Here is a 19,503-nt window from a genome sequence, read left to right as displayed (position 1 = left end):
GCGCGGCCGTCCGGCCCGGCCGGCGCCCCCGTGCGGGCTGCCGGCCAGTGCCGCCGCTCAAAGGTCCGGAAAGGCAGTGTGCAACAGGGTTTCGGCATGGTCGAGGCCGATGATCGGCTTCAAGCGTTCGTACAGCGGGCGTTGGAGAAGATCGTCCGGCCGCCGCTCGTCCGCCGCGTGACGGAGGACTTCGACCGCATCGTCCTGCTTGCCGAGCATGCTGAGTGCGATTGCTCGCATCTCGGCGTTGCGGAACGTGGTCAGCCGCCCGGTGTGCCCCCTTCCGATCGCGTGACGGAGCCGTTCGGTGCTTTCCGCGGGGTCCGTCGCGTGGATTGCGACGGCCAGCAGAACGGACGCCTCGACCTGGTCCGCGCCGCCGGCGGCAGACGCTCTCAGGTGCGGAAGAGCGTCTGCGTCGTGTCCGGCCATCAGCAGTGCCTCGCCGAGATTGTTGGTGTAGGTGACGTTTGCTGGATCGAGCCGGTGAGCTTCGAGTAGTGCGCGAGCGGCTTCGTCGTAGTTCCCCAGACGGCAGTGAGTGAAGCCGAGAAGGCTGTGCATGCGAGCGTCGGAGGGCTCGATGCCGATCGCTCGGGTGAGCACTTCCAGTGATTCCGGGAACCGGCCGGTGCGGTGGAGCGCCTCCACGTGGTTCAGGGTCGTCCGAAGCGACAGCGGCTGGATCTCCGCGGACTGGTCGAACAGCGGCAAGGACTCTTCGAACCGCTGCAGGGCGCAGAGCGCGATCGCTTCGTTGTTGACGTGCGTGAGGTCGGACGGGGACAGTTGCCTCGCACGAGCGAAAGCGATCAGCGCACCGTCGAGATCCTGCAGGTGGTGCAGGATGATTCCGTGGATCGAGTGCGCGATCGGCTCGTTCGGGTTGACTTCGAGTGATCGCCGGATCTCGGCAAGTGCTTCTTCTTTCTGCCCGTTCGCGTGGAGCGCGCCCGCGATGGCCCGAAGGGTCTTGGCCTCCCCGTGATCCAGTTCTGCGGCCCGTCGGTATGCCGCGATGGCGTCGACGTGCCGTTCGGCGCGTTGTAGCATGACACCCAGGTTGAAGTGGGTGACCGCATGAGCCGGGTTGTTTTGGGCGTCCTTCTCGTATTCGCTCAGTGGGCGATCCGTCGAGCCTTGCCGATAGGCTGAGCGCAATTCCTCTTCCTGTTCTGCTGTCCAGCCGAGCTTCGCTCGCCACCGGCCGATGGCGACAGCCTCGTAGTCGCGTTCTGCCGGTGGTCGCAGGTCACCGGCGGTTCGCATGAGCGTTACCGCCAGTTCGGAGCTCCCCTGCTGCAGTGCCCCCACCGCGAACATCTGCCAGCCGGCTTCTTCCCGGGGAAAGCGGACGCTGCTGAAGCAACCACCCAGGAAGAGCTCCTCGAAGTTGCCGTCTCCCAGGCATCCGTGCAGCCAGTCCAACAGGGCGGGAAAGGTCTCCAGGAGGGGAAGAGAGTCTTTTTCGGCGATTCGGCGTGCCGCAAACAGGGCTGCTTCATGGCGGTACCGCCGATCCATCCGAGCGGAGATCGCGAGCAGATCCCACGCCGCGCGGTTGCCGATAGCCTCTCGGTTTCGCAAGGCGAAGGCGAGCCAACGTGACCAGTCGCCGGATTCGGCCAGCGAAATCCACTCCGCCAGGATCCCGCAGGTGCGGGCCATTACGCGGAGTGGCGGTGTGTGTGGCCGATTTTCGCCGAACGAAGAGAGAACAAAGGTGCCCGCGCGAATCCGCGCCTTCAAGTCGTCAAATTTCTCGAAGACAATAGTTCGGTGCTCAGGAATCATGTCTCCGAGGAATGCGGTTGCGCTCTCCTCGTCGTTCGAGTCGATGTATTCTTCGAACTCGTCGAGCTGCTCGTGCAGCATCAGTCGGGAAATAGCCGTGCCGACCTCACGCTCGAGCTCGGTGTAGAACTCGTCGAGCAGCATGCGGGTTTCTTCGTCCGAGTGCGGCTCGAGGCCCAGCTCGCGGAGCAGTTCGGAGTTCAGTTCGATCTTGCTCAACAGTCCCTCTTGGCTCCGCCAGGGTGTCCGTTGGAGTTCCTGTGCCAACACGAGCAATTTGTTCACCAGTGGCCGGTCGGTGGCTGCCCGCTGGAGGAACTCGTGGAGAATCCGGTAGCCGCCGGGTTTGCGCCGCGCCAGCTCGAGAAAAGCGGGGACATCCGGTGCTAGCCCACGGATCGCGAGGCCGAGTACCACCCGGTCGCGCCAGCTTTCGGGCATTTCGGCGACCACGTCGTCCACTGGTGTCAGCCGTCCACCGGCGGCCCAGCCGATGTTGAGCACTGCCTCGGAGCGGGTCCACCACGGGAGCCTGCCGTCGTGAGCCGTCTTGACAAGGCATTCACGACCTCCGTGGCCGGCCTCGGCCAGCCTGGCGGCCACGGTGGGCCAGTGGCGCTCACTGCTGGGCGCGTCGTGCAGAAGGTTGCGAAGTGCGTGCGCACCCGAAGCAATGCCTTCTTGCACCATGTGGACAGCGAGCAGCATCCGGTCGTGCACGCCGATCTGTTCCGCGGTGGCCAGTTCGAGTGCGCTTTCCTCGTCGACCAGTGCAGGTTTATGCTCGAGGAGCGCTATCGTGAGGGTGAAGCGCATCGACACCGGCACGCCGCGGTCGCGATGGAGCTTCTCCGCCTGGGCTTCGCCGAATTTGCTGCCGATTTCGACGAGTGCGCAAATGTGCCGCATTTTGAGCCAGAGGTCGATGGCCGGGTGCTGTATCTGTGAGATCAGCAGGTCGAGACCCACTTTGCCCTGCCGAGCCAGCGCCCGGGCCAACGACCTGCGGAGGGGCCACGGCACGAGGTCGTTGGTCAACAGCAGCGCCGCTTGTGGCGCTGCCTCGACCACACCGTCCTCGACCAGCGCGAGAGTGAGGTCCGCGCGATCGGCGAACTGGGTTTCCTGCGTCGTCAAAAGCCGCAGTGCGCCTTCGGTCACGGACGGTACCGCGGCTCGGAGAAGTTCGGTGTGCAGCCGGCACCGGATCGCCCAGCCCATACTGGGGTCTTCGGCGACTTCCAGTACGACGTTCACTCCCGCTGAACCGCACTCCAGCAGCGCACGTCCGACGAGGAGCCGCGCTTCGGTCTGGACCTCATGGTTGCGCAGCAGTCCGTCCGCGATCGCGACCGCCGGTGCGGAGTGCGCGCGCACCGCGCCGAGGAACGCGGTCAGGTCGCCGTACCTGGCCCGGCCGCTCTCCAGCAGATCGCGCACCACGTAGCTGTGTTCGGGGATGCCCGAGGCGGTCAGCCCAGCGAGCAACCTGGCGCGGGTGGCTGCCGTACACGTCTGCGCGCCGAGGAACGTCCGGGTTTCGCGAACCGCCTCGCTGTCGCCGGTCTCCACGAGGCTGCACAGCACCTCGATCGTGATGGCTTTGTCCGATTGCGACTGCTCGGCGATGGTCGCCACGGGATACTGCTCGAGGTGCTGCCGTGCCCAGCGGTGAGCCGGGGAACACGCGGCTCGCACCAGCACCCCCAGTGCCGCCACTGCTTGCCTGCGTTCGAAGGCCGAGTCCGCACGAGCAGCATCGGTCAGCCCGCTGAGCACCCGTTCGGTCGATGCCTGATCGGTGTAGTCGTCGGCCTCGGCGATGATCTGCGCGGCCAGCGTGTGCTGCACCATCCAGGGATCGCCGTCACCGGAAGCGAGGTGGTCGACGAGTGGTGCGGCGTCGTCGACCAGCGTGGCGGCACCGACGATCACTCGCGTCCACCCCGGGTCGAACCAGCGGTGCCGATCGACGCATGCCAGCTGGTCCGGCGGAGCCAGCCTGCTGAAATAGTCGGCCAAAAGCACCTCACGCATCACCGGGTGAAGGAATTTGACGGTCGGGCGAGGACCGGATGGCGTGCTTTCGACCAGGATGCCATCGAACAGGTACTCCCACAGAATTGCCTCGGCGGCGCCGTCCGGAAGCTCCGGCGCACCCGCCGGAAAACTGCGAGCTCGCACTTGAGCACTCGCCGCGACGTCCGCGTGGGCCCCGTGGTTGGCGAGTGTCCGCCGGAGAGTGGATCGGGGTATGTCCTCGACTCCGCCCCGCCAGGTGTCCTGGAGCTCGCCCAATACGTCCGCGAGCAGCTCGAGCCGCACCAGCGCGTCCGGCATGGCCGCAGGCGCCGAGGGTGTCCGGCTCCCCCGGCCCATCCCGGAGAGCAGGTGCAGGGCGACGTCCCGGTAGAGCTGGGGCAAGGTCGTCCGCCGGTACTGGTGACTGTGGACCTGGTTGGCGAGCTGGCAGAAGAAGGACAGCAGCAGGGGAACTTCCGCGAGCCGGGTCAGATCGGCTCCCTCTGCCAGCGTGCCGAGCAGCGCGTCCGCCGCCGCTTGATCCCGCAGCCAGGCTCGGACGAAGCTCACGGTTTCCCTGGTCGAGAACCCGGTGAGCTCGAAGTCGTCGCGGCCGTGGGCGGCGATCCCGTCCAGTAGGTGCAGGGCAGCGGGGCGAGAGGCGATCAAAGCCGCGTTGCCCTGCGCGAGCAGCGTCAGCAGGTTCCGCCGGAATCCGGGGAGCGCATCGGCGGGCATTTCGTCGAGGCCGTCGGCGCAGACCAGGACACGACCGTCGGTCACGGCCCGTTCGACGGTGACGACCAGACCCTTCGTATCCGTTCGGTCTCCGCCCACTTGCTGCACCACCGAGGAGATCAGCACCTGAGCGAGCCCCGCCGGCGTGTCGTCCGTGACGGCTCCCAGCGCAGCGCAGCTCAGCCGGATCGGAAGGATGCATGCGTCGACCGAACCGACCGTCGCCAGATGGGTGCGCGCACGCTCGGCGACGGCGGCAGCCTGATGCGCAAGGAGCCAGGATTTGCCGTAACCGGGGTCCCCGATGACGACCGTCAGCCCTGACAGCACGCGTTCGGCCCGCCACCGCTGGCGAAACGCGGGTTCGGCTACGGGGTCGTGGCCCACCGGCGAACGACGTCGTAGCCAGATCGTCTGATGCAGTTCTTGTGCGTCGATGCCGTCCGGCAAGGCCTCATCCCGGGAGCGTGCTTCGCGGAGCACCGTCTCCGCGATCACCCGGCTTGCCGATACTGGGTCCGTGCCCACGAAGTCTCCGGTTCGAGCGGTGGCCCACGTGGGATTGGACCGGTGGTACATCGCGCTGCGCGACCACGCCGACTGAACGAGCCGGCGGACTTCGGCGATGGAGACCGCCCTCGCGCGCCGCGGGTCGTTCGGCGAGGTCGTCAGGTAAGCGACGACGGCCCCAGCTGCCGCATCCAGAACCGGCGCCCCGCTCATACCGGCGGGTACCGGCAAGTCCGCGGAACGCAACAGGTCGATCCCGGCGACGCGTTCTGTGCCTTCGTACTCGAACGGTAGCTCCTGCGGCGCACCGTCGCTGCGGTAGCCGTAGGCGACTACCGACCCATTCGGTTTTCCTTCTTGCAAGAACACCGAAGGAACGTCGCGGAAGGCATTCACATCGGTTTCCAGCACCGCTAGATCGGGAAGGGGGTACTGGGTGATCCCCGGCGCCACGAGTTCAGGCCGAAATTGCACTGCGACAAGTGCATGTGCCACACCGTGCCGATCCTGGGCGTAGAGCTTCCGGCTCCCGGTCGCCACGTGAGCGGCGGTGAGGGCCAGGCCGGGAGCGATGAAGAAGGCGGTGCCTCGAACTTGCCCCACGCTGTCGGCCACCACGACCGCGGACTGCTTCACCAAGCCGGCAAGACTCTTCGCGGCACTGCGTGCCAGGTCCGCTTTGGAGTCCGAGTCGCGTTCCTCCGTGACGTGAACGTGTTGGTAGAAATTCGATGGTGCGCTGGAAACCTGCAAGGCGATGTTATCCGAGTACCGGTGCGCGCCGCTCTCGATGTCAGGCTGCTTCGGTGCGTCCTCGTCGGTCACTTCCGCCGCCTTTCGTTGATTTTGACGTGCATTTCGGCGTATTGACCTGTTTGGATGGCCTGGCTGCCGGTGATGATGATCGGACTGTCGGAGCTGTTGCCGACGTTTTCGTGATTCAGGAGGGACTGCAGCATGGTTGCGGCAACGAACAATTCGCGTTCGCTCGCGGGATCGACATGTTCCAGGGCGTCGAGGAGTTCGTCGTGATAACTTTCAGGATCGGCGATCTTCTCTTCGACTGACGGATCGCCGTCGGCGGCTGCCTTGGCTCCGGTGCTGTTGTGCCACCCTTTGATCGCTCGCGCCGTCGCCGACTTCAGGCCCTCGTAGGCGTCCGTGACCATTCTGCTTGCGCTGGTGGTGGCGCCGGCCGCGGCGCCTGCCGACAAGGCAGCCAGCACCATCTCTGCGTTCTCGAACAAGGAAGCACCTGCTTCTTCCGCTTGGCTTGTCTGTTCGCTACCTATCGAAGAACCTTCGCGTGGTGGTACTGCGCGAATCGAGTATCACTCGAACGGTGGAACGCCGGTTCGGTAAGCAGGGTCGCGATGTCATTTGGCGCACGGGCAGCGCTGCGCAAAAGTTTTCAACGGTGCCGATTGTCGGAGAATCTTCCCGCGTGGGAGATCTTCGACGTGAGCGCCTGTTCAGCGAAGGGATTCCAGCGCGCCCCGGGCCACGGCCGAAGCCGCCGCGGCCAGCGCAGGGGAGTCCAGCTTCCACTGCTGCCAGTGCAGCGGCACGTCCATCGGCCGGTCCGGGGCCAGGTCCACCAGCGAATCGCCGCGCGTGGCCGCTTGGAGCTCCGGCACCATGCCCCAGCCCAACCCCGCGGCCACGGCGTCTGCGAAGGATTCTGAGGCCGGGATGTGGTGGCGGACCAGGGTGAAGCCACGGCGACGGGTCAGGCTTCGGAGGAAGCGGTCCTGGAGGTCGTCCTTGCGGTCGAACACGATCACCGGGGCGGTTGGGAGGGATGTCGGCAGGGGCGCGGCTGACAGCCAGCGGGTGATGAAGGCGGGGGAGGCCATGGCCCGGTAGCGCATGCGGCCCAGGCGGACTGAGGTGCAGCCCTGGACTGGTTGCGGGGAAGCGGTTACCGCGGCCATCACCAGGCCTTCACGGAGGAGTGCTGCTGTGTGGTCTTGGTCTTCGCGCTGGAGGTCGAAGCAGATGCTGTCGGGGACTTTGGCCAGGGCCGGGAGGAACCAGGTGGCCAGGGAGTCCGCGTTCACCGCTATCGACAGGGTGCGGACCGACGAGCCCAGGCCCAGTTCGGTGAGGGCGTCCTGTTCCAGCTGGGCCAGCGAGCGGGCGAAGCGGATCAAGACCTGGCCCGACGAAGTGAGCTGGATGGGCTTGGTGCGCAGGAGCAGGACCCGGCCGGTGCGTTGCTCCAGGGACTTGATGCGCTGGCTGACCGCGGACGGCGTCACGTGCAGGACCGCGGCGGCGGCGTCGAAGCTTTGCTCGTCCACTACGGCCAGCAGGGTGCGGACCTGGTCGAGCGGGAGGTCGGACATCACGAGCGCTAATGTTACGTAAGAATCTTTAGCTGGAGTGATCCAGGAGGACGGTCATACCGTAAGAGGGTGTTCACGCTCCTTCTGGCCGGGTTCGGGACCGGCCTGTCGCTCATCGTCGCCATCGGGTCGCAGAACGCCTTTCTGCTGCAACAAGGGCTGCGCGGGGGTGCCGTGGCGCCGCTGGTCGTCATCTGCGCCGTCTCCGATCTCGTGTTGATCGGGCTGGGGGTCAGCGGGATCGGGGCCGTGCTGGAGCGGTGGCCCACCGCCATCGGGGTCATTGCCGTCGGGGGTGGGGTGTTTCTGCTCGGGTACGGCGTTCTCGCAGCGCGGCGGGCGTTTCGGCCGTCCGTGATGACGGTCGGGGACGAGAAGACGCCGTTGCGGAAGGCCGTGCTCGCCTGTGTGGCCTTCACCTGGCTCAACCCGCACGTCTACCTGGACACGGTGCTGCTGCTCGGCTCGGTCGCCGTCGCGCATGGGGATGGGCGGTGGCTGTTCGGGGTGGGAGCTGGGGTGGCCAGTGCCGTCTGGTTCAGTGCGCTCGGGTTCGGGGCCAAGCGGCTGGCCGGGGTCTTCGCCAAGCCTGTCGCGTGGCGTGTGCTGGACGTCGTGATCGCCGTGACCATGACCGGGCTCGGCGTGACCATGCTGCTCGGCCGGGTGTAGGTCACCAGAGCTGGCCACGCTCCGACGCCGGTGGGCGTTCCAGTTCCAGGAGGAATTCCTTGCGCTTCAGGCCTCCGGCATATCCGGTCAGCTTGCCGTTCTTGCCGACGACGCGGTGGCACGCGACCAGGATGCTCAGCGGGTTGCGGCCCACCGCCGTGCCGACCTCGTGAGGGAGGCCGCCGACCGCTTGGGCCAGGTCGCCGTACGTCGCGGTGGCGCCGTACGGGATCTTGGCGATCTCCGCCCAGACCGCGCGGTCGGTGGCGGGGCCCTCGGCCTGCATCGGGACGTCGAACGTCGTGCGCTGGCCGGCGAAGTACTCCTTCAGCTGGCGGACGGCCTCCGGGAACGCGGTGTCGTCGCGCTCGCCGAACGTGGTGCGGTCCGGGCGGGTCCAGTGGTTCGGGAAGTACAGGCCTGTTACGGCGTCGTCCGTGCCCACCAGGGTCAAGGGGCCGAGGGGGGAATCGACTTCGAGGTGCTTCATCAGGTCTCCCAGGTGGTGCCGTCCGGCCGGGTGCCGCGCAGGCCGGGCAGCGCGAAGTCCGCCAAGGCGGAAGTGAGGATTGTTCGGTGGGGGCTCCAGGAGGTGGACAGCCGGAGCCGGTGTGCCATGCCCGCCCAGCCTGCCGGGGTGGCGGTGACCACCCAGATGTCCGGGTCGGGGGTGGCGAAGCGGCGGGCTTGGCGTAGCCAGGATGCTGCGGTTTCCGGCCACGTGACCGTCGCCAGGACCAGGCCGCCCCACGCGGCGGCGATGCGCGCGCCGTCGGCGCGGGAGACCGGGTCGGCCGCCGTGCCGATCACGATGTGGCGGGCGGGGCCGATCAAGCTCACCAGCGCCGCGAGTTCGTCGCTCCTCATGCCGCGTCGTGGAAGACCAGGCCCAGCGTGTGGCGGCGGCCTGACCGGACTGCCGATACGCCGTGGCGGACCGGGGATGCCGACCAGCCTCGGGATGAGCGGACCGGGCGGTCGCGGGTGGTGAAGACCAGGCCGTGGCCCTGGGGGATCAACGTTGCCGTGCCGCGGGACTGGGCACGGGGGCGCTGCTCCACCACCAAGAACTCGCCTCCCGTGTGGTCGGTGCCCGGGGCGTTCAGGTTGAGCACCACCTGCAGCGGGAACACCTTTTCGCCGTACAGGTCCCGGTGCAGGGCGTTCCAGCCTCCCGTTTCGTAGCGCAGCAGGATCGGGGTCGGACGCCGCTGGCCCGCCTCGTGGCAGACCGACAGCCACTCGTCCAAAGTGGACGGCCACTCGGCTTCACGGCCCAGCCGTGAGGACCAGTCACGGGCGATCGGGAGCAGCCTCGGGTAGAGCGCCTGACGCAGCCGCTGCACCGGTTCCGGGAAGGGGGCGGCGAAGTAGTGGTAGTCGCCGTTGTCCCCGAAGCGGTGACGGCGGAGGTTCACCGTCGCCCGGAAGTGTGATGGCTCGTCCCAGAGCGCCACCAGCTCCGCACACTCCTCCGGCGTCAGCAGCTGCGGCAGGAGTGCGCAGCCGTAGTCGTCGACTTCCGCCGCCACCGCGGGCCAATCGGCCGCGGCGACGCGCTGTTCGAAAGTGCTCATACCCGGTAGACGCGCCGGCGGGGTGAAACGTGAGATCGGAAGCTCAAGCCGCTTCCATCGTGAGCAGCAGGCGTTTCGCTTCCTCGCCGCCCGCGTACTGGCCGTACGAGCCGTCCGAACGGACTACCCGGTGGCAGGGGACCACCACCGGCAGCGGGTTCAGCGCGCACGCCGTGCCGACCGCGCGGACCGCCTTCGGGCTGCCCGCCGCCGCCGCCACCTGGGCGTAGCTTTCGGTGTGGCCGTACGAGATCTCCGGCAGGTGCTCCAGCACCGACAGGCGGAAGCCGCGGGCCAGGCGGAAGTCGAGGGCGACGTCGAACTCGTGGCGCCCGCCGGTGAAGTACTCGTCGAGCTGGTGGACGACCGGGTCGAGGCGGGCCGGGGCGCGCAGGATCCGGGGGCTGATGAGCGCGGCCAGCTCGGCCAGCACCGCGTCGTGGTCCTGGCGGTCGAACGCCACCTTGACCAGGCCCTGCTTCGTCGCGGCCAGCAGCAGTGAGCCGACCGGGGTGTCCAGGGTGCGGTAGGCGACGTCCAGCAGGCCTTCGCGGTCGGCGGCCGCGGCGAGGCGCTCGTGCATGGGGTTCGGGTCGAGCTGGTAGATCTCCGGAGAAGCGAAGAAGATGTCCGTCATGAGTGCGCTCCTTCCAAGGGATAGGTGGCCCGTAACGCCTTCACGCCGTCGGCTGCGGCCCGACGTGCGGCGTCCGTCGTGCCGCCGGTGATCTCCGCGATTTCGCGGTACGGCAGCCCGGCCAGGTAGTGGTAGGCGACGGCGAGGCGCTGCTTGTCCGGCAACCTCGCCAGCGCGTCCCACAGGTCACCGGTGAACGTCTCCGCGCGGCCGGGCCGGTCCGGGACCTCCCCGACCGGGAGCGGGCGGCGGGCCTGCGCGCGCGTGACGTCGATGGCTTTGCGGTGCGCGATCGTGACGAGCCACGCCTGGACGTTCGCGTCCGCCGGCAGCTCCGGGTACGCCTTCAACGCCGACAGGAAGGTCTCCGACCAGGCGTCTTCGGCGTCGGCGGGGCCGAGCACGGCCCGGCAGACGCGCAGCACCATCGGCCCGTGCTCGGCCACGATCTGCTCGAACGGTTTCACGATCACACCTGGTAGACGCCCGGGACCGCCGGAACGTGAGATCACGGCTTCGCGGTGCCCGTGACGACCGTGGCGCCCAGCTCTTCGGACTCGTGGACCTCCGGCGCCAGCCCCGCCGCCGCGAGGATCCCCGCCAGCACCGGCGCCTGCCGCTCACTCGATTCCACCAGCACGGTCCCGCCCGGCGCGAGCCAGCCCGGCGCGCCCGCGGCGACCCGGCGGGCGAGGTCGAGACCGTCGGAGCCGCCGTCGAGGGCGACGCGCGGTTCGTGCAGGCGCGCCTCGGGCGGCATGGTCGCGACCGCGCCGGAGGGCACGTACGGCACGTTCGCCAGCAGGACGTCGACGCGCCCACGCAGGGACGAAGGCAGGGCGTCGTAGAGGTCGCCTTGGTGGACAGCAGCGTCCGGCAGGTTCAGCCGGGCGCAGGCGACAGCGGCGGCTTCGACGTCGGCGGCGTGCAGCTCACGCGGCCGCGTCGCCGCCGTGAACGCCGCGCCGAGCGCGCCGGATCCGCAGCACAGGTCGAGCACCACCGGGTCCGGCGGGGCGAGGGACACGGCGACGTCGATTAGGAACCCGGTGCGGCGCCGCGGGACGAACACCCCGGGCCGCACGCGGACGCGCAGGCCGTGGAACTCGGCCCAGCCCAGCAGGTGCTCCAGCGGCAGCCCGGCGACCCGGCGCGCCACCAGGGACTCGAGCTCGGTGGCCGTCTTCGCGGCGTCGACGAGCAGCGCGGCCTCGTCCTCGGCGAAAACGCAGCCGGCGGCGCGCAGGCGGGAAATGACGGCTGAAGTGTCCACCGGGGACGGAGACTACCGGACTTCCACCGCGTCCCCGACGTTCAGGCCGTCGAAGAACGCCGCCGAATCGGCGGCGGTGAGGTGGACGCAGCCGTGCGAAGGCGCGTCGAGCGGTCCCGCGTGGAAGGCGATCCCGCCGGCGGCGAAGAACACCGAATTGGGCATGTCGGTGCCGTAGTCGCTGCTGCGGTGCTCGCGGTCCTTCCACACGACGTGGAACGACCCGGGCGGCGTCGCCTGCTCGGGCGGGCCGAACCCGGCCGGGACCGGGCCGCGCACCACGTGGCCGTCCCGCAGCAGCCAGGCCAGCCGCTGCGCGAGGCTCACGCACGCCCCGGTCGTGACCGCGCAGGGCGGCGAAGGGGGCGGCGTCGGCGTGGGAGTCGTCGTCCGCGCCAGCGGCGCCGGTTCCGCGATCGGGCTCGGCGTCGTCTCGCGGGGCGCCGAACACGCCGCCGTGACCAGCGTCAACCCCAGCAGGGTCAGCACCCCGGTGCCGCGCATCCAGCCGTCCCCTCGTCGAAGGTCCTCCCGGGAGCAGTACGGCTGAGCGGCCCCGGAGGTTGAGCCTGGCGTGCACGCGGGTTGTCCCAGCGTGCAGCGCGGCTACCGGAGCGGGTACCCGGGCGGTCAAGGTCGAACCATGACCAAGCTGAGCGCCGAGCAGATCGCCCGGCACGCCTACGCGGCCGGGTTCCGGGGCCAGGGCCTCACCACCGCGGTCGCGGTCGCGCTGGCCGAGTCCGGCGGCCGGACGACCGCGCACAACGCCACGCCGCCGGACGACTCCTACGGGCTGTGGCAGATCAACATGCTGGGCGCGCTGGGGCCGGAGCGGCGCCACCAGTACCACCTGAAGTCGGACGACCAGCTGCTCGACCCGGCCACCAACGCCCGCGTCGCGAACAGCATCTCGAGCGACGGGCACGACTTCACGCCCTGGTCGACCTACACGAACGGGGCGTACAAGGACCACCTCGCCGCCGCGCGCAAGGCCGCGAAGGACGTCACCGCGCACCACGGCAAGCCGCACGCGCGAAGCGGCAGCGGGGCGCTGAAGGTGGACGACGCCGTGCTGCACGGCTACGTGCGGCGCACCCGGCACGTCGCCGACGCGCTGGGGGGCGCGACCGGGCAGCTGCGGGACGTCCGGGACATCGCGGAGGACAGCTTCGGCCGGATCGGCAAGGAGTCGGGGTTCGCCGGCGCGCTGGCCGGCTTCGGGCTGGCGCTGCAGCGGCAGGTCAAGGGCGTCGGCACGCACGCCGACGAGCTGGCCACGGCCGCGCAGAAGGCCGCCAGGACCTACCGCGACCACGAGACGGCCACCGCGGCCGCACTGAACGACCACGCCCGACGGAGCTGACATGGACACCGCCGCACTCGCGCGCTCCTTCGCGAAGGACCTCATCGCGCACCGGAACAAGCTCGCCGGCAAGGCCGAGGACGCCGTGCGCGCCGAATACGCGCTGCACCAGGTGGCCACCGCGCTGGACGACCAGCACGACGCCTACCACAAGGAAAGCACCGCGGTCCTCGGCCAGTGGCACGGCCACGGCGCCGACGGCTTCCGCCACACCAGTGCGAAACTGACGAAGGAGCTGCGGGTCACCGGGACGGCCGGCGCCGCGGCGGAGAAGGTCGTCGCGCACGTGGCGTCCACAGTGGACAGCGGGCACACCGCCGTGCAGCGGCTGGTCGACGAGTACACCACGCAGGCGAAGCAGGTCCTCGACGCCGGTGTCGCCACCGGGACGCAGGCCGCGCTGATGCGGGCCGTCGGACACGTCGCGGACCTGGCACCGCACTACACGCGGCAGTCCGCGTCGACGCTGCGGCACGTCCACGCCGAACTCGAAGCGGCCGCGAAGAAGCTGAACGAGCTGCGCAAGGACCTGACCCACGACGGCGTCGCCGACAAGACGGCGCACGCGACGCACCCGAGCCGGGTTTCCGGGCGCGGCAAGGAGATCGTCCACGCGGCGCGCGGGGAGCTCGGCACGCGCGAGAGCCCGCCGGGCAGCAACCGCAACCCGTACGGGCCGACCGCCGCGTGGTGCTCGTCGTTCGCCACCGCGATGTGGCGCAAGGCCGGCGTGAAGATCCCGGTGCTGCCGTTCAGCGGCGACGTCTTCCACTGGGGACAGGCCAACGGGCACGCGTACGGCAAGCACTCGCTGCACGAGGCGCGGCCGGGGGACGTGCTGATCTTCGGCACCGGCCCGCAGAACACGTCGACGAGCACGCACATCGGCATCGTCGAGAAGGTCGAGGGGAACAAGGTCACGATGATCGAGGGCAACTCCGGGGACGCGGTCCGCCGGAACACGCACACGCTCTCGGCGTCGACGTTCTACGGAGGGGTCCACCCGTGATCACCGGAAAAGCCGCCGACCGCACGGTCGCCGTGGAGGTCGCGCCCGGCGGGGCGCTGCAGGAGCTGACGCTGGAGGCCGCGGCGCTGCGGCTGGAACCGGACGAGCTCGCCCGCCGCATCCTGCTGCTCACGGCGGCCGCTTCGGCGCGCGCGACGGCTTCGCTGTGGCACAGCGTCGACGGGCTCGGGTTGCCCGCGGCGGGCGAGGCGGCGGAAGCGACGACACCGGAGAGCTGGCGGGCGCAATGAGTGCCGAACGGACGACGGTGGAGCTGATCGAGGACGCCTTCGCGGAGCCCGGTCCGGGGTACGGCGCGCGGCTGGCGGCGATCCGGGCCGAGGCGGCGGCGGACGGGGTCGCGCTGGCGGTGGACCTGCACGGGGCGCTGGTGGAGCTGCGGTTCGAGCGGTGGGCGCTGAACCTCGCGCCGGGCGAGCTGGCGGGGGTCATCCGGCGGCTGGCCGCGGAGGCGGGTGCGGAGGCGTTGCGGCAGGGGCGGGAGTTGCTGGGGGATCTGCTGCCCGAGGACGCGGCGGGCGTGGAAGGGCCGCGGATCGGCGTGCGGCCGGTGGACGAGCCACTGACCGTGGGACCGGTCATCCGGCCGCGACCGGAACCCGAGGACGACTTCACGCCGGTCACCTGGGCGACGACGTGAAACGTGGGGCGAGCGGGTGACCGGCTGCAGGGACCGGACATGTCATGAAAGGGTCGTTCATGTCGTCTGGCGAGGTGAACGACCCTTTCATGACGTGCGGGCGGCGTCGAGCATGCGGGTCAGGCGGTCCGCCAGCCACGAGACGTCCGCCGGGGTCACCATCACCCACGGCTCGCCGCCCGCGTCCTCCGGCGTGACCGCGTACCGGCCCGCCGCGGTGTCGAACCACGCCAGGACCGGTGCCCGGCCCGCCGGCCCGATCGCGCCCAGCTGGCCGGCCGCGTAGCGCTCCGCCGTCGCCAGCGTCGCCAGCGGACGGACCGCGCGGCCGGTGATCCCCGCGGTGACCAGGGCTCGCTCGAAGGCGTCGTACCCGCTCCTCGCGTACGCGTCCATCGCCGCCGCGTACGCCGCACGGGGAAGACGCAGCTGCTCGCCCGGGCCCGGGGGCTTCTCGCCCAGCATCCGCACCACCGCGGGCACCACGCCGGCCGGGCGCAACGGCTCGAGCACCAGGTCGCGCTCGTCGAGCACGGCCAGCACACCCATCCCGTCCCGGACCGCCGCCAGCAGCCGCCAGGGCGCGTCCCCGAGCACCAGCGCGTCGACGCTCAGCGTCGGCGAACCCAGCACCGTGAACAGGTCCGCCAGCTCCGCGGAGACGTCGTCGCCGTCGGTCAGGCCGGCTTCGGCCAGGCTCGCGAACACGCGGACGCCCAGGTCGTCGCGCTCGGCGTGGGTGCGGCCGTGCGCGGCCACGTCGAACGGGTGCGGTGGCGGCCCGCCCGGTCCCAGGTCCGCCCAGAGGAGATCGAATTCGAGATGCGACAGGATCACCCCCGCCGACGTCGTGGTGCGGCGCGCCATGGTCCCCCTTCCCGTCGTGGGCGGCCGCCGTCGGGCACCATGGTGCCGATGGCCGAGCCGTACCCGGTGGACGTACCCGCGAGCGGGTACCTCGTCGTCCGCGCTTCGGGCGCGGCGGCGGCGCGGGCGGCGATCCTCGGCGGCGCCGCCGCTGCCCCCGCGGACATCCAGCTGCTGCTCCGCTGCCCGGTGCCGCGGGCGGTCGCCGAGACCGGCGCGAAGCTGACCTTCGCCGACGCGACGCTGCACCTGCTGCCGGCCGAGCGCGGGGTCGTCATGCTGACGGTCGCGGCGGCGAAGCTGTCCATCTCGTTCGCCGAGCTGAGGCCGCTGATGTTCCGGCCGGTCGAAGTGGACGCGCCGCTGCGGGCGCTGTTCGCGAGCGCGGTCGCCCACGTGCTGGCGGCCGGCCCGCGGCTCGACCCGCACGGGCTGGCCCACCACCTGCTGGGCCTGGCCGAACTGGTGCTGCGCAGCGCGCTGCGCGTGGAGCTCGACCGCGTCGACGCGCTGGCGGCCCGGCGGCGCGAAGCACTGGAGTACATGCGCTCCCACCTGGCCGACCCGTCGCTGACCGCGGACAAGATCGCCGAAGCGCTGTACATCTCGCGGCGCCGGCTGTACCAGCTGTTCGACGACGGCCAAGGCGTCTCCGAACGGCTCAAGGGCCTGCGGATCGAACGCGCGAAGGCCGTGCTGGCGGACCCGGCGACGGCGGGCCGGGGGATCGCGGAAGTCGCGCGGGACTGCGGGTTCACCAGCGCCCCGCACTTCTCGCGGACGTTCCGCCGGGCGACCGGACAGACCCCGCGCGAATACCGGGAGCGGGAGCTGCGGGGCTGAGGTCGACGCCGGCGACGAGCGTCCCGGCCAGCCCGGCGACCTCCAGCCAGCCCCGCCCGCCGGGGGAGTGCAGGGTGAACACGGCCGCGCGCGGGCGGTCCGGGTCGAGCACGACGGCCTGCAGCTGCGCGCCGGACAGCCCGATCCGCTCGACGATCACCACCGGGTAGCCGCGGCCGGTCCGCGCGCTGCTCACCTCGCGCAGGCCGGGTGTCGTGTCCGCGACGAAGTGCTGCAGGTCCGCGGCTTCTTCGAGCGGGACGTCCACCGGGACGACACCGGCGATCAGCAGCGCCGGGTCCGCGTCGCGGTGTTCGACCAGCGCCAGCAGGCCCGCCCGCTGCTCGTGGGCGATTTCCGCGGACTGCACCGCGGCGGCTTCCAGACCGAGATCGCGCGCGGCGTCGGGGCCGCGCAGGCGCGCCATGAGCGCGTGCAGCTCGGCCGTGGTGCGCTCGACCGAGTCCAGGGTCACCGGGGTGATCCCCGGTACGGCGGGCAGCTTCACCGGCCACCCAGCGCGGCGGCGAACGCGGACACGGCACCCGGCGTCGGCGTCACCGGCGCGACGGGCGTGCGCGCGACGGTCACGCCCAGCTCGCGCCCGGCGGCCGAGAACGTCTCCAAGTGCCGGCCCAGGCTGCGGAAATCGGGCGCGGACGGCAGGGGCGCACCGTCGCCGAGGGCCCGCAGCCGGTCCGCGACGCGGGCCGCTTCGATGGCGTGGACGCGTTCGAGGTCGCGCGCTTCGGTAAGCACCCCGTCGAGGTCCTGCCGCCGGTCCGCGAGCCGCGTGCGGGCCGCGGCGAGGGTGCCGGCGGTGCCGGGGGCGAACTGCGCTTCGGTTTCGGCGCGCTCGACGTCGTCCTCGGCGTCGACCACGGCCCGGCGCGCGGCACCGGCCCGGACGTCGAGTTCCTCGGCACGGCGGTGGTGGGCGACCAGGGTCCCGGCCCAGCCGTCGAGCACGCCGGCGGCCGCTTCCATGGCCTCCGGCGCGGTGGCGAGCCCGGTCGCGGCGCGGCCGGCGCGCTCGGCCAGTGCCCGCGCCGAAGGACCGGCCCAGTCGGGGATTTCGCCGGGCGGCCGGATTTCCCGCAGGCGAGCGGCGGCCGCGGTGCACCGGCGGGCCGCTTCGGCGACGGCGTCGGGGTTGCCGGGCACCGGGTCGAAGCCGAGACCGCGGAAGTCAGCCATCGGCGCGTCCCAGGCGTTCCGCGGCGTCCGCGTCGGCGGCGCGGTAGGTCTTCGCCGCGGCCCGGACGCTCTCCGCCGAGCCGGCGAAGTCCTCCTGCACGCCCCCGATCCGGCCCGACCACTCACGAGCGAGCGCGGCGAGGGCGCCCGAAACCGCGGGCGGGCCCAGGTCGCCGACGTCGAGATCGGGCACCGCGGCGCCGTACTCCCCGGCCGTGTCCGCCAGCGTCCGCGCGAGGGCGTCGAGGGCGGCCGGGTCGGCGTGGAAGCCGGTCATTCGCCGAACACCGGCGGGTAGGCGGGCGGGAGGTCGTCGAGCAGGTCGTAGCCCGAGCCGTACTTGTCGCGGTGCTCGGTGTCCTCCTCGCGGCGCGTGCCCTGGCCTGGTGGGTACATGCCGTACCCGCCCGCCGTGCCGCGGCCGCCCGTCGCACCGGGGCCGAAGCCGCCTGGCCCGGCGCCGCCGACCCGCCCGGATCCGGCCTGCCCGGCTTCCCCGAGCGCCCCGGAGCCGATCAGCCCGCCGAAGCCCGGCCCGGCGGCACCGGTCGTCGCGGCACCGCCCGGCCCGATGGTGCCGTCGAGCGCGCCCGGCAGCAGCCCGGCTCCGGTGAGCGCCGCCGGCAGCGCGGACGCCGTCGACGTCGTGTCGCCGGCCGGGGAGCCGGGAGCCGGGTCGACCCGCGGGTCGGTGGGCGGGTCGGGCTCGGGGGGATCGGGCGGCGTCGGGGGCAGGGGGACCCGCGGGATCCGGTCGCCCGTCACGCTCACCTGCGGTGCGGTGTCGAACGTCGGGAGGCGGTGGCGGACGTCGTGGCTCGCGCTCTCGTACTGCTCCATCACGCGGACGGCCGCGGCCTTGGCGTCGTCCGCCTGCTTCTTGGTCGGGTGCTTGTCGTCGAGCAGGTCGTCCAGCATGTACGCGCCTTCGGGCCCGTCGAGCCGCTTGACCGCGTACCCCTCCTGGAACCACTTCTCGGCCCAGTAGTGCACGGGCTCCGGCATCTTCTTCCGCGCCTCGCCGATCGCCGAGGTGTACGCGTCGAGGCCGTCGCCGATCTCGCGGGCGTTGGTGCTCGCCGTGCTCGCCCACGCGGTCAGCTTGCCGATCGAGTCCGCGGCCCGGACCGCGGCCGGGCCGCGCCACGACAGCAGCAGGCCCTGCACCAGCTTGTGGACTTCGCTCGTCTCCGCGTCGACGCCCTTGGCCAGCTCGGCCCACCGGTACGCCTGCTCGCCGAGCTTCGGCGGGTCGGCCGACTGGATCATGTCCCACAGCTCGCGGTGGTCGTAGCTGTCCCAGTGGATCTTGCCGAACGACTCTTCGCGGCGGTTGGCTTCCTTTTCGCGGCGGACGCGCCGCGCCTTCCGCTTCTGGCGCGCGGTCGGCTCGTGGTTCGTGGAGTGGAACTCAGGCATCGCGCTCACCCGCCCGGAGGGCCTCGGCGGCGTCCTCGTCGTTGAGCCGGTGCGTCGTGGCCACGTTCCCGAGCGCCTCCCGCAGCGAGGCCAGCTCGGCCAGGTACGACCGCAGCGTGACCTGCACGCCGCCGGCGTCGGCCCCGCCCCGCAGCCGGAACGAGCCGCGCATCCAGTGCGCCACCGGGCCGTGTCCGTCGGCCAGCGGGACGCTCAGCTCGGCCGCCGCCGCGAGGTGCTCGGACAGGGCCTGGTAGCGCGCGTCGATGTCCGCCTTCGCCTTCTCGACCTGGTCGTAGTCCAGCGCGATGACGCCGGCGTCGGCGACCAGCCCGGCCGAGCCGCCGCCCTCCGGCTTCGCGACGTCGGCCGCGTTCTCCCGCGGCTTGTTCGCTGCCAGCCGGTCTTCCTCGCGCAGCTGCTTGCGCGCATCGGCTTCGTCCCGCACCGTCGCCATGGACGTCCTTCCCTCGCCACCCAGGCGTCCATCCTGGCCAATCCGCGCCGCGAAGAGAAGTAGGCCCGCCGCGGCTGCACGGGTGGACACGAAGACTGCACGGGCGGATAGGG

The 19,503-nt window shown here is 71.0% G+C and carries 22 protein-coding genes; 6 read left to right on the top strand and 16 right to left on the bottom strand.

All coding sequences use genetic code 11. The features are described from left to right. Nucleotides 1–57: 57 nt before the first annotated feature. From ACLJQM_RS25690 to ACLJQM_RS25680, 3 genes are all read right to left on the bottom strand, one after another. Nucleotides 58–5,889, bottom strand: a complete 5,832-nt coding sequence (locus tag ACLJQM_RS25690; RefSeq protein ID WP_410633050.1) for a tetratricopeptide repeat protein — start codon at nt 5,887–5,889, stop codon at nt 58–60. Beyond that, nucleotides 5,886–6,311: a hypothetical protein gene (locus ACLJQM_RS25685; protein WP_410633049.1), complete on the bottom strand. Its 426-nt coding sequence runs from the start codon at nt 6,309–6,311 to the stop codon at nt 5,886–5,888. Before ACLJQM_RS25685 ends, ACLJQM_RS25690 begins: the two co-directional genes overlap by 4 nt. Before the next feature lie 225 nt (nt 6,312–6,536). Continuing rightward, a complete protein-coding gene (locus tag ACLJQM_RS25680; RefSeq protein WP_410633048.1) occupies nt 6,537–7,415 on the bottom strand; it encodes a LysR family transcriptional regulator ArgP in 879 nt (292 codons plus the stop codon). Between the two features lie 66 nt (nt 7,416–7,481). Here ACLJQM_RS25680 and ACLJQM_RS25675 point away from each other — a divergent pair, with 66 nt between their 5' ends. Then, nucleotides 7,482–8,084, top strand: a complete 603-nt coding sequence (locus ACLJQM_RS25675) for a LysE/ArgO family amino acid transporter (protein ID WP_410633047.1) — start codon at nt 7,482–7,484, stop codon at nt 8,082–8,084. A 1-nt stretch (nt 8,085) separates the two neighbouring features. Here the strand turns inward: ACLJQM_RS25675 and ACLJQM_RS25670 are convergent, their stop codons facing one another. The 7 genes from ACLJQM_RS25670 to ACLJQM_RS25640 are packed head-to-tail and all read right to left on the bottom strand — an operon-like array spanning nt 8,086 to nt 12,075. After that, entirely contained in the window at nt 8,086–8,574 is a 489-nt protein-coding gene (locus ACLJQM_RS25670; RefSeq protein ID WP_410633046.1) for a methylated-DNA--[protein]-cysteine S-methyltransferase, read from the bottom strand. Further along, complete coding sequence (locus tag ACLJQM_RS25665) at nt 8,574–8,951, bottom strand: hypothetical protein (protein WP_410633045.1); 378 nt, start codon at nt 8,949–8,951, stop codon at nt 8,574–8,576. Before ACLJQM_RS25665 ends, ACLJQM_RS25670 begins: the two co-directional genes overlap by 1 nt. Continuing rightward, the gene (locus ACLJQM_RS25660) at nt 8,948–9,661 is read right to left on the bottom strand and encodes a 2OG-Fe(II) oxygenase (protein WP_410633044.1); all 714 of its coding nucleotides are present in this window, start codon (nt 9,659–9,661) and stop codon (nt 8,948–8,950) included. Before ACLJQM_RS25660 ends, ACLJQM_RS25665 begins: the two co-directional genes overlap by 4 nt. A gap of 43 nt (nt 9,662–9,704) precedes the next feature. Then, nucleotides 9,705–10,298 (bottom strand): methylated-DNA--[protein]-cysteine S-methyltransferase, encoded by a 594-nt coding sequence (locus tag ACLJQM_RS25655; protein WP_247024091.1) that lies wholly within the window; start codon nt 10,296–10,298, stop codon nt 9,705–9,707. Further along, nucleotides 10,295–10,771: an RNA polymerase sigma factor gene (locus ACLJQM_RS25650; protein ID WP_247024090.1), complete on the bottom strand. Its 477-nt coding sequence runs from the start codon at nt 10,769–10,771 to the stop codon at nt 10,295–10,297. Before ACLJQM_RS25650 ends, ACLJQM_RS25655 begins: the two co-directional genes overlap by 4 nt. 35 nt (nt 10,772–10,806) lie before the next feature. Continuing rightward, entirely contained in the window at nt 10,807–11,571 is a 765-nt protein-coding gene (locus tag ACLJQM_RS25645; RefSeq protein WP_410633043.1) for a putative protein N(5)-glutamine methyltransferase, read from the bottom strand. A gap of 12 nt (nt 11,572–11,583) precedes the next feature. After that, nucleotides 11,584–12,075, bottom strand: a complete 492-nt coding sequence (locus tag ACLJQM_RS25640) for a L,D-transpeptidase (protein WP_410633042.1) — start codon at nt 12,073–12,075, stop codon at nt 11,584–11,586. Between the two features lie 139 nt (nt 12,076–12,214). Here ACLJQM_RS25640 and ACLJQM_RS25635 point away from each other — a divergent pair, with 139 nt between their 5' ends. Genes ACLJQM_RS25635 through ACLJQM_RS25620 form a run of 4 tightly spaced genes read left to right on the top strand, consistent with a single transcriptional unit; the run spans nt 12,215 to nt 14,607 of the window. Further along, nucleotides 12,215–12,937 (top strand): transglycosylase SLT domain-containing protein, encoded by a 723-nt coding sequence (locus tag ACLJQM_RS25635; protein WP_410633041.1) that lies wholly within the window; start codon nt 12,215–12,217, stop codon nt 12,935–12,937. A 1-nt stretch (nt 12,938) separates the two neighbouring features. After that, complete coding sequence (locus ACLJQM_RS25630; protein ID WP_410633040.1) at nt 12,939–13,946, top strand: CHAP domain-containing protein; 1,008 nt, start codon at nt 12,939–12,941, stop codon at nt 13,944–13,946. Continuing rightward, nucleotides 13,943–14,197: a YbaB/EbfC family DNA-binding protein gene (locus tag ACLJQM_RS25625; protein ID WP_247024084.1), complete on the top strand. Its 255-nt coding sequence runs from the start codon at nt 13,943–13,945 to the stop codon at nt 14,195–14,197. Before ACLJQM_RS25630 ends, ACLJQM_RS25625 begins: the two co-directional genes overlap by 4 nt. Continuing rightward, a complete protein-coding gene (locus ACLJQM_RS25620) occupies nt 14,194–14,607 on the top strand; it encodes a hypothetical protein (RefSeq protein ID WP_410633039.1) in 414 nt (137 codons plus the stop codon). The genes ACLJQM_RS25625 and ACLJQM_RS25620 overlap by 4 nt, the downstream gene beginning before the upstream one ends. 87 nt (nt 14,608–14,694) lie before the next feature. On the opposite strand, the gene ACLJQM_RS25615 is transcribed toward ACLJQM_RS25620, so the two are convergent. After that, nucleotides 14,695–15,474 carry an ESX secretion-associated protein EspG gene (locus tag ACLJQM_RS25615; RefSeq protein ID WP_410633038.1) on the bottom strand — a complete coding sequence of 260 codons (780 nt, stop codon included), beginning with the start codon at nt 15,472–15,474 and terminating at the stop codon, nt 14,695–14,697. Between the two features lie 48 nt (nt 15,475–15,522). Between ACLJQM_RS25615 and ACLJQM_RS25610 the strand changes: the two genes are divergently transcribed. Continuing rightward, the gene (locus ACLJQM_RS25610; protein ID WP_360775531.1) at nt 15,523–16,317 is read left to right on the top strand and encodes a helix-turn-helix transcriptional regulator; all 795 of its coding nucleotides are present in this window, start codon (nt 15,523–15,525) and stop codon (nt 16,315–16,317) included. On the opposite strand, the gene ACLJQM_RS25605 is transcribed toward ACLJQM_RS25610, so the two are convergent. Genes ACLJQM_RS25605 through ACLJQM_RS25585 form a run of 5 tightly spaced genes read right to left on the bottom strand, consistent with a single transcriptional unit; the run spans nt 16,229 to nt 19,390 of the window. Next, nucleotides 16,229–16,825, bottom strand: a complete 597-nt coding sequence (locus ACLJQM_RS25605) for a hypothetical protein (protein WP_360775529.1) — start codon at nt 16,823–16,825, stop codon at nt 16,229–16,231. The two genes, ACLJQM_RS25610 and ACLJQM_RS25605, sit on opposite strands and share 89 nt — an antisense overlap. After that, the gene (locus ACLJQM_RS25600; RefSeq protein WP_410633037.1) at nt 16,822–17,514 is read right to left on the bottom strand and encodes a hypothetical protein; all 693 of its coding nucleotides are present in this window, start codon (nt 17,512–17,514) and stop codon (nt 16,822–16,824) included. Before ACLJQM_RS25600 ends, ACLJQM_RS25605 begins: the two co-directional genes overlap by 4 nt. Next, entirely contained in the window at nt 17,507–17,791 is a 285-nt protein-coding gene (locus ACLJQM_RS25595; protein WP_247024078.1) for a hypothetical protein, read from the bottom strand. The genes ACLJQM_RS25600 and ACLJQM_RS25595 overlap by 8 nt, the downstream gene beginning before the upstream one ends. Further along, nucleotides 17,788–18,933 (bottom strand): PPE domain-containing protein, encoded by a 1,146-nt coding sequence (locus ACLJQM_RS25590; protein ID WP_410633036.1) that lies wholly within the window; start codon nt 18,931–18,933, stop codon nt 17,788–17,790. Before ACLJQM_RS25590 ends, ACLJQM_RS25595 begins: the two co-directional genes overlap by 4 nt. Further along, a complete protein-coding gene (locus ACLJQM_RS25585; RefSeq protein ID WP_410633035.1) occupies nt 18,926–19,390 on the bottom strand; it encodes a hypothetical protein in 465 nt (154 codons plus the stop codon). Before ACLJQM_RS25585 ends, ACLJQM_RS25590 begins: the two co-directional genes overlap by 8 nt. Nucleotides 19,391–19,503: the final 113 nt, after the last annotated feature.

This window comes from Amycolatopsis sp. cmx-4-83 (assembly GCF_046548815.1).
Classification (GTDB): Bacteria; Actinomycetota; Actinomycetes; order Mycobacteriales; family Pseudonocardiaceae; genus Amycolatopsis; species Amycolatopsis pretoriensis_A.
This window is presented reverse-complemented; position numbering and strand designations above follow the sequence as displayed.

What these genes read in the sequence shown, in the direction of transcription:
- ACLJQM_RS25670 (WP_410633046.1), bottom strand. Translation starts at nt 8,574, where the DNA reads ATGAAGCACCTCGAAGTCGATTCCCCCCTCGGCCCCTTGACCCTGGTG.
- ACLJQM_RS25665 (WP_410633045.1), bottom strand. Translation starts at nt 8,951, where the DNA reads ATGAGGAGCGACGAACTCGCGGCGCTGGTGAGCTTGATCGGCCCCGCC.
- ACLJQM_RS25660 (WP_410633044.1), bottom strand. Translation starts at nt 9,661, where the DNA reads ATGAGCACTTTCGAACAGCGCGTCGCCGCGGCCGATTGGCCCGCGGTG.
- ACLJQM_RS25655 (WP_247024091.1), bottom strand. Translation starts at nt 10,298, where the DNA reads ATGACGGACATCTTCTTCGCTTCTCCGGAGATCTACCAGCTCGACCCG.
- ACLJQM_RS25640 (WP_410633042.1), bottom strand. Translation starts at nt 12,075, where the DNA reads ATGCGCGGCACCGGGGTGCTGACCCTGCTGGGGTTGACGCTGGTCACG.
- ACLJQM_RS25635 (WP_410633041.1), top strand. Translation starts at nt 12,215, where the DNA reads ATGACCAAGCTGAGCGCCGAGCAGATCGCCCGGCACGCCTACGCGGCC.
- ACLJQM_RS25630 (WP_410633040.1), top strand. Translation starts at nt 12,939, where the DNA reads ATGGACACCGCCGCACTCGCGCGCTCCTTCGCGAAGGACCTCATCGCG.
- ACLJQM_RS25620 (WP_410633039.1), top strand. Translation starts at nt 14,194, where the DNA reads ATGAGTGCCGAACGGACGACGGTGGAGCTGATCGAGGACGCCTTCGCG.
- ACLJQM_RS25615 (WP_410633038.1), bottom strand. Translation starts at nt 15,474, where the DNA reads ATGGCGCGCCGCACCACGACGTCGGCGGGGGTGATCCTGTCGCATCTC.
- ACLJQM_RS25610 (WP_360775531.1), top strand. Translation starts at nt 15,523, where the DNA reads ATGGCCGAGCCGTACCCGGTGGACGTACCCGCGAGCGGGTACCTCGTC.
- ACLJQM_RS25600 (WP_410633037.1), bottom strand. Translation starts at nt 17,514, where the DNA reads ATGGCTGACTTCCGCGGTCTCGGCTTCGACCCGGTGCCCGGCAACCCC.
- ACLJQM_RS25595 (WP_247024078.1), bottom strand. Translation starts at nt 17,791, where the DNA reads ATGACCGGCTTCCACGCCGACCCGGCCGCCCTCGACGCCCTCGCGCGG.
- ACLJQM_RS25590 (WP_410633036.1), bottom strand. Translation starts at nt 18,933, where the DNA reads ATGCCTGAGTTCCACTCCACGAACCACGAGCCGACCGCGCGCCAGAAG.
- ACLJQM_RS25585 (WP_410633035.1), bottom strand. Translation starts at nt 19,390, where the DNA reads ATGGCGACGGTGCGGGACGAAGCCGATGCGCGCAAGCAGCTGCGCGAG.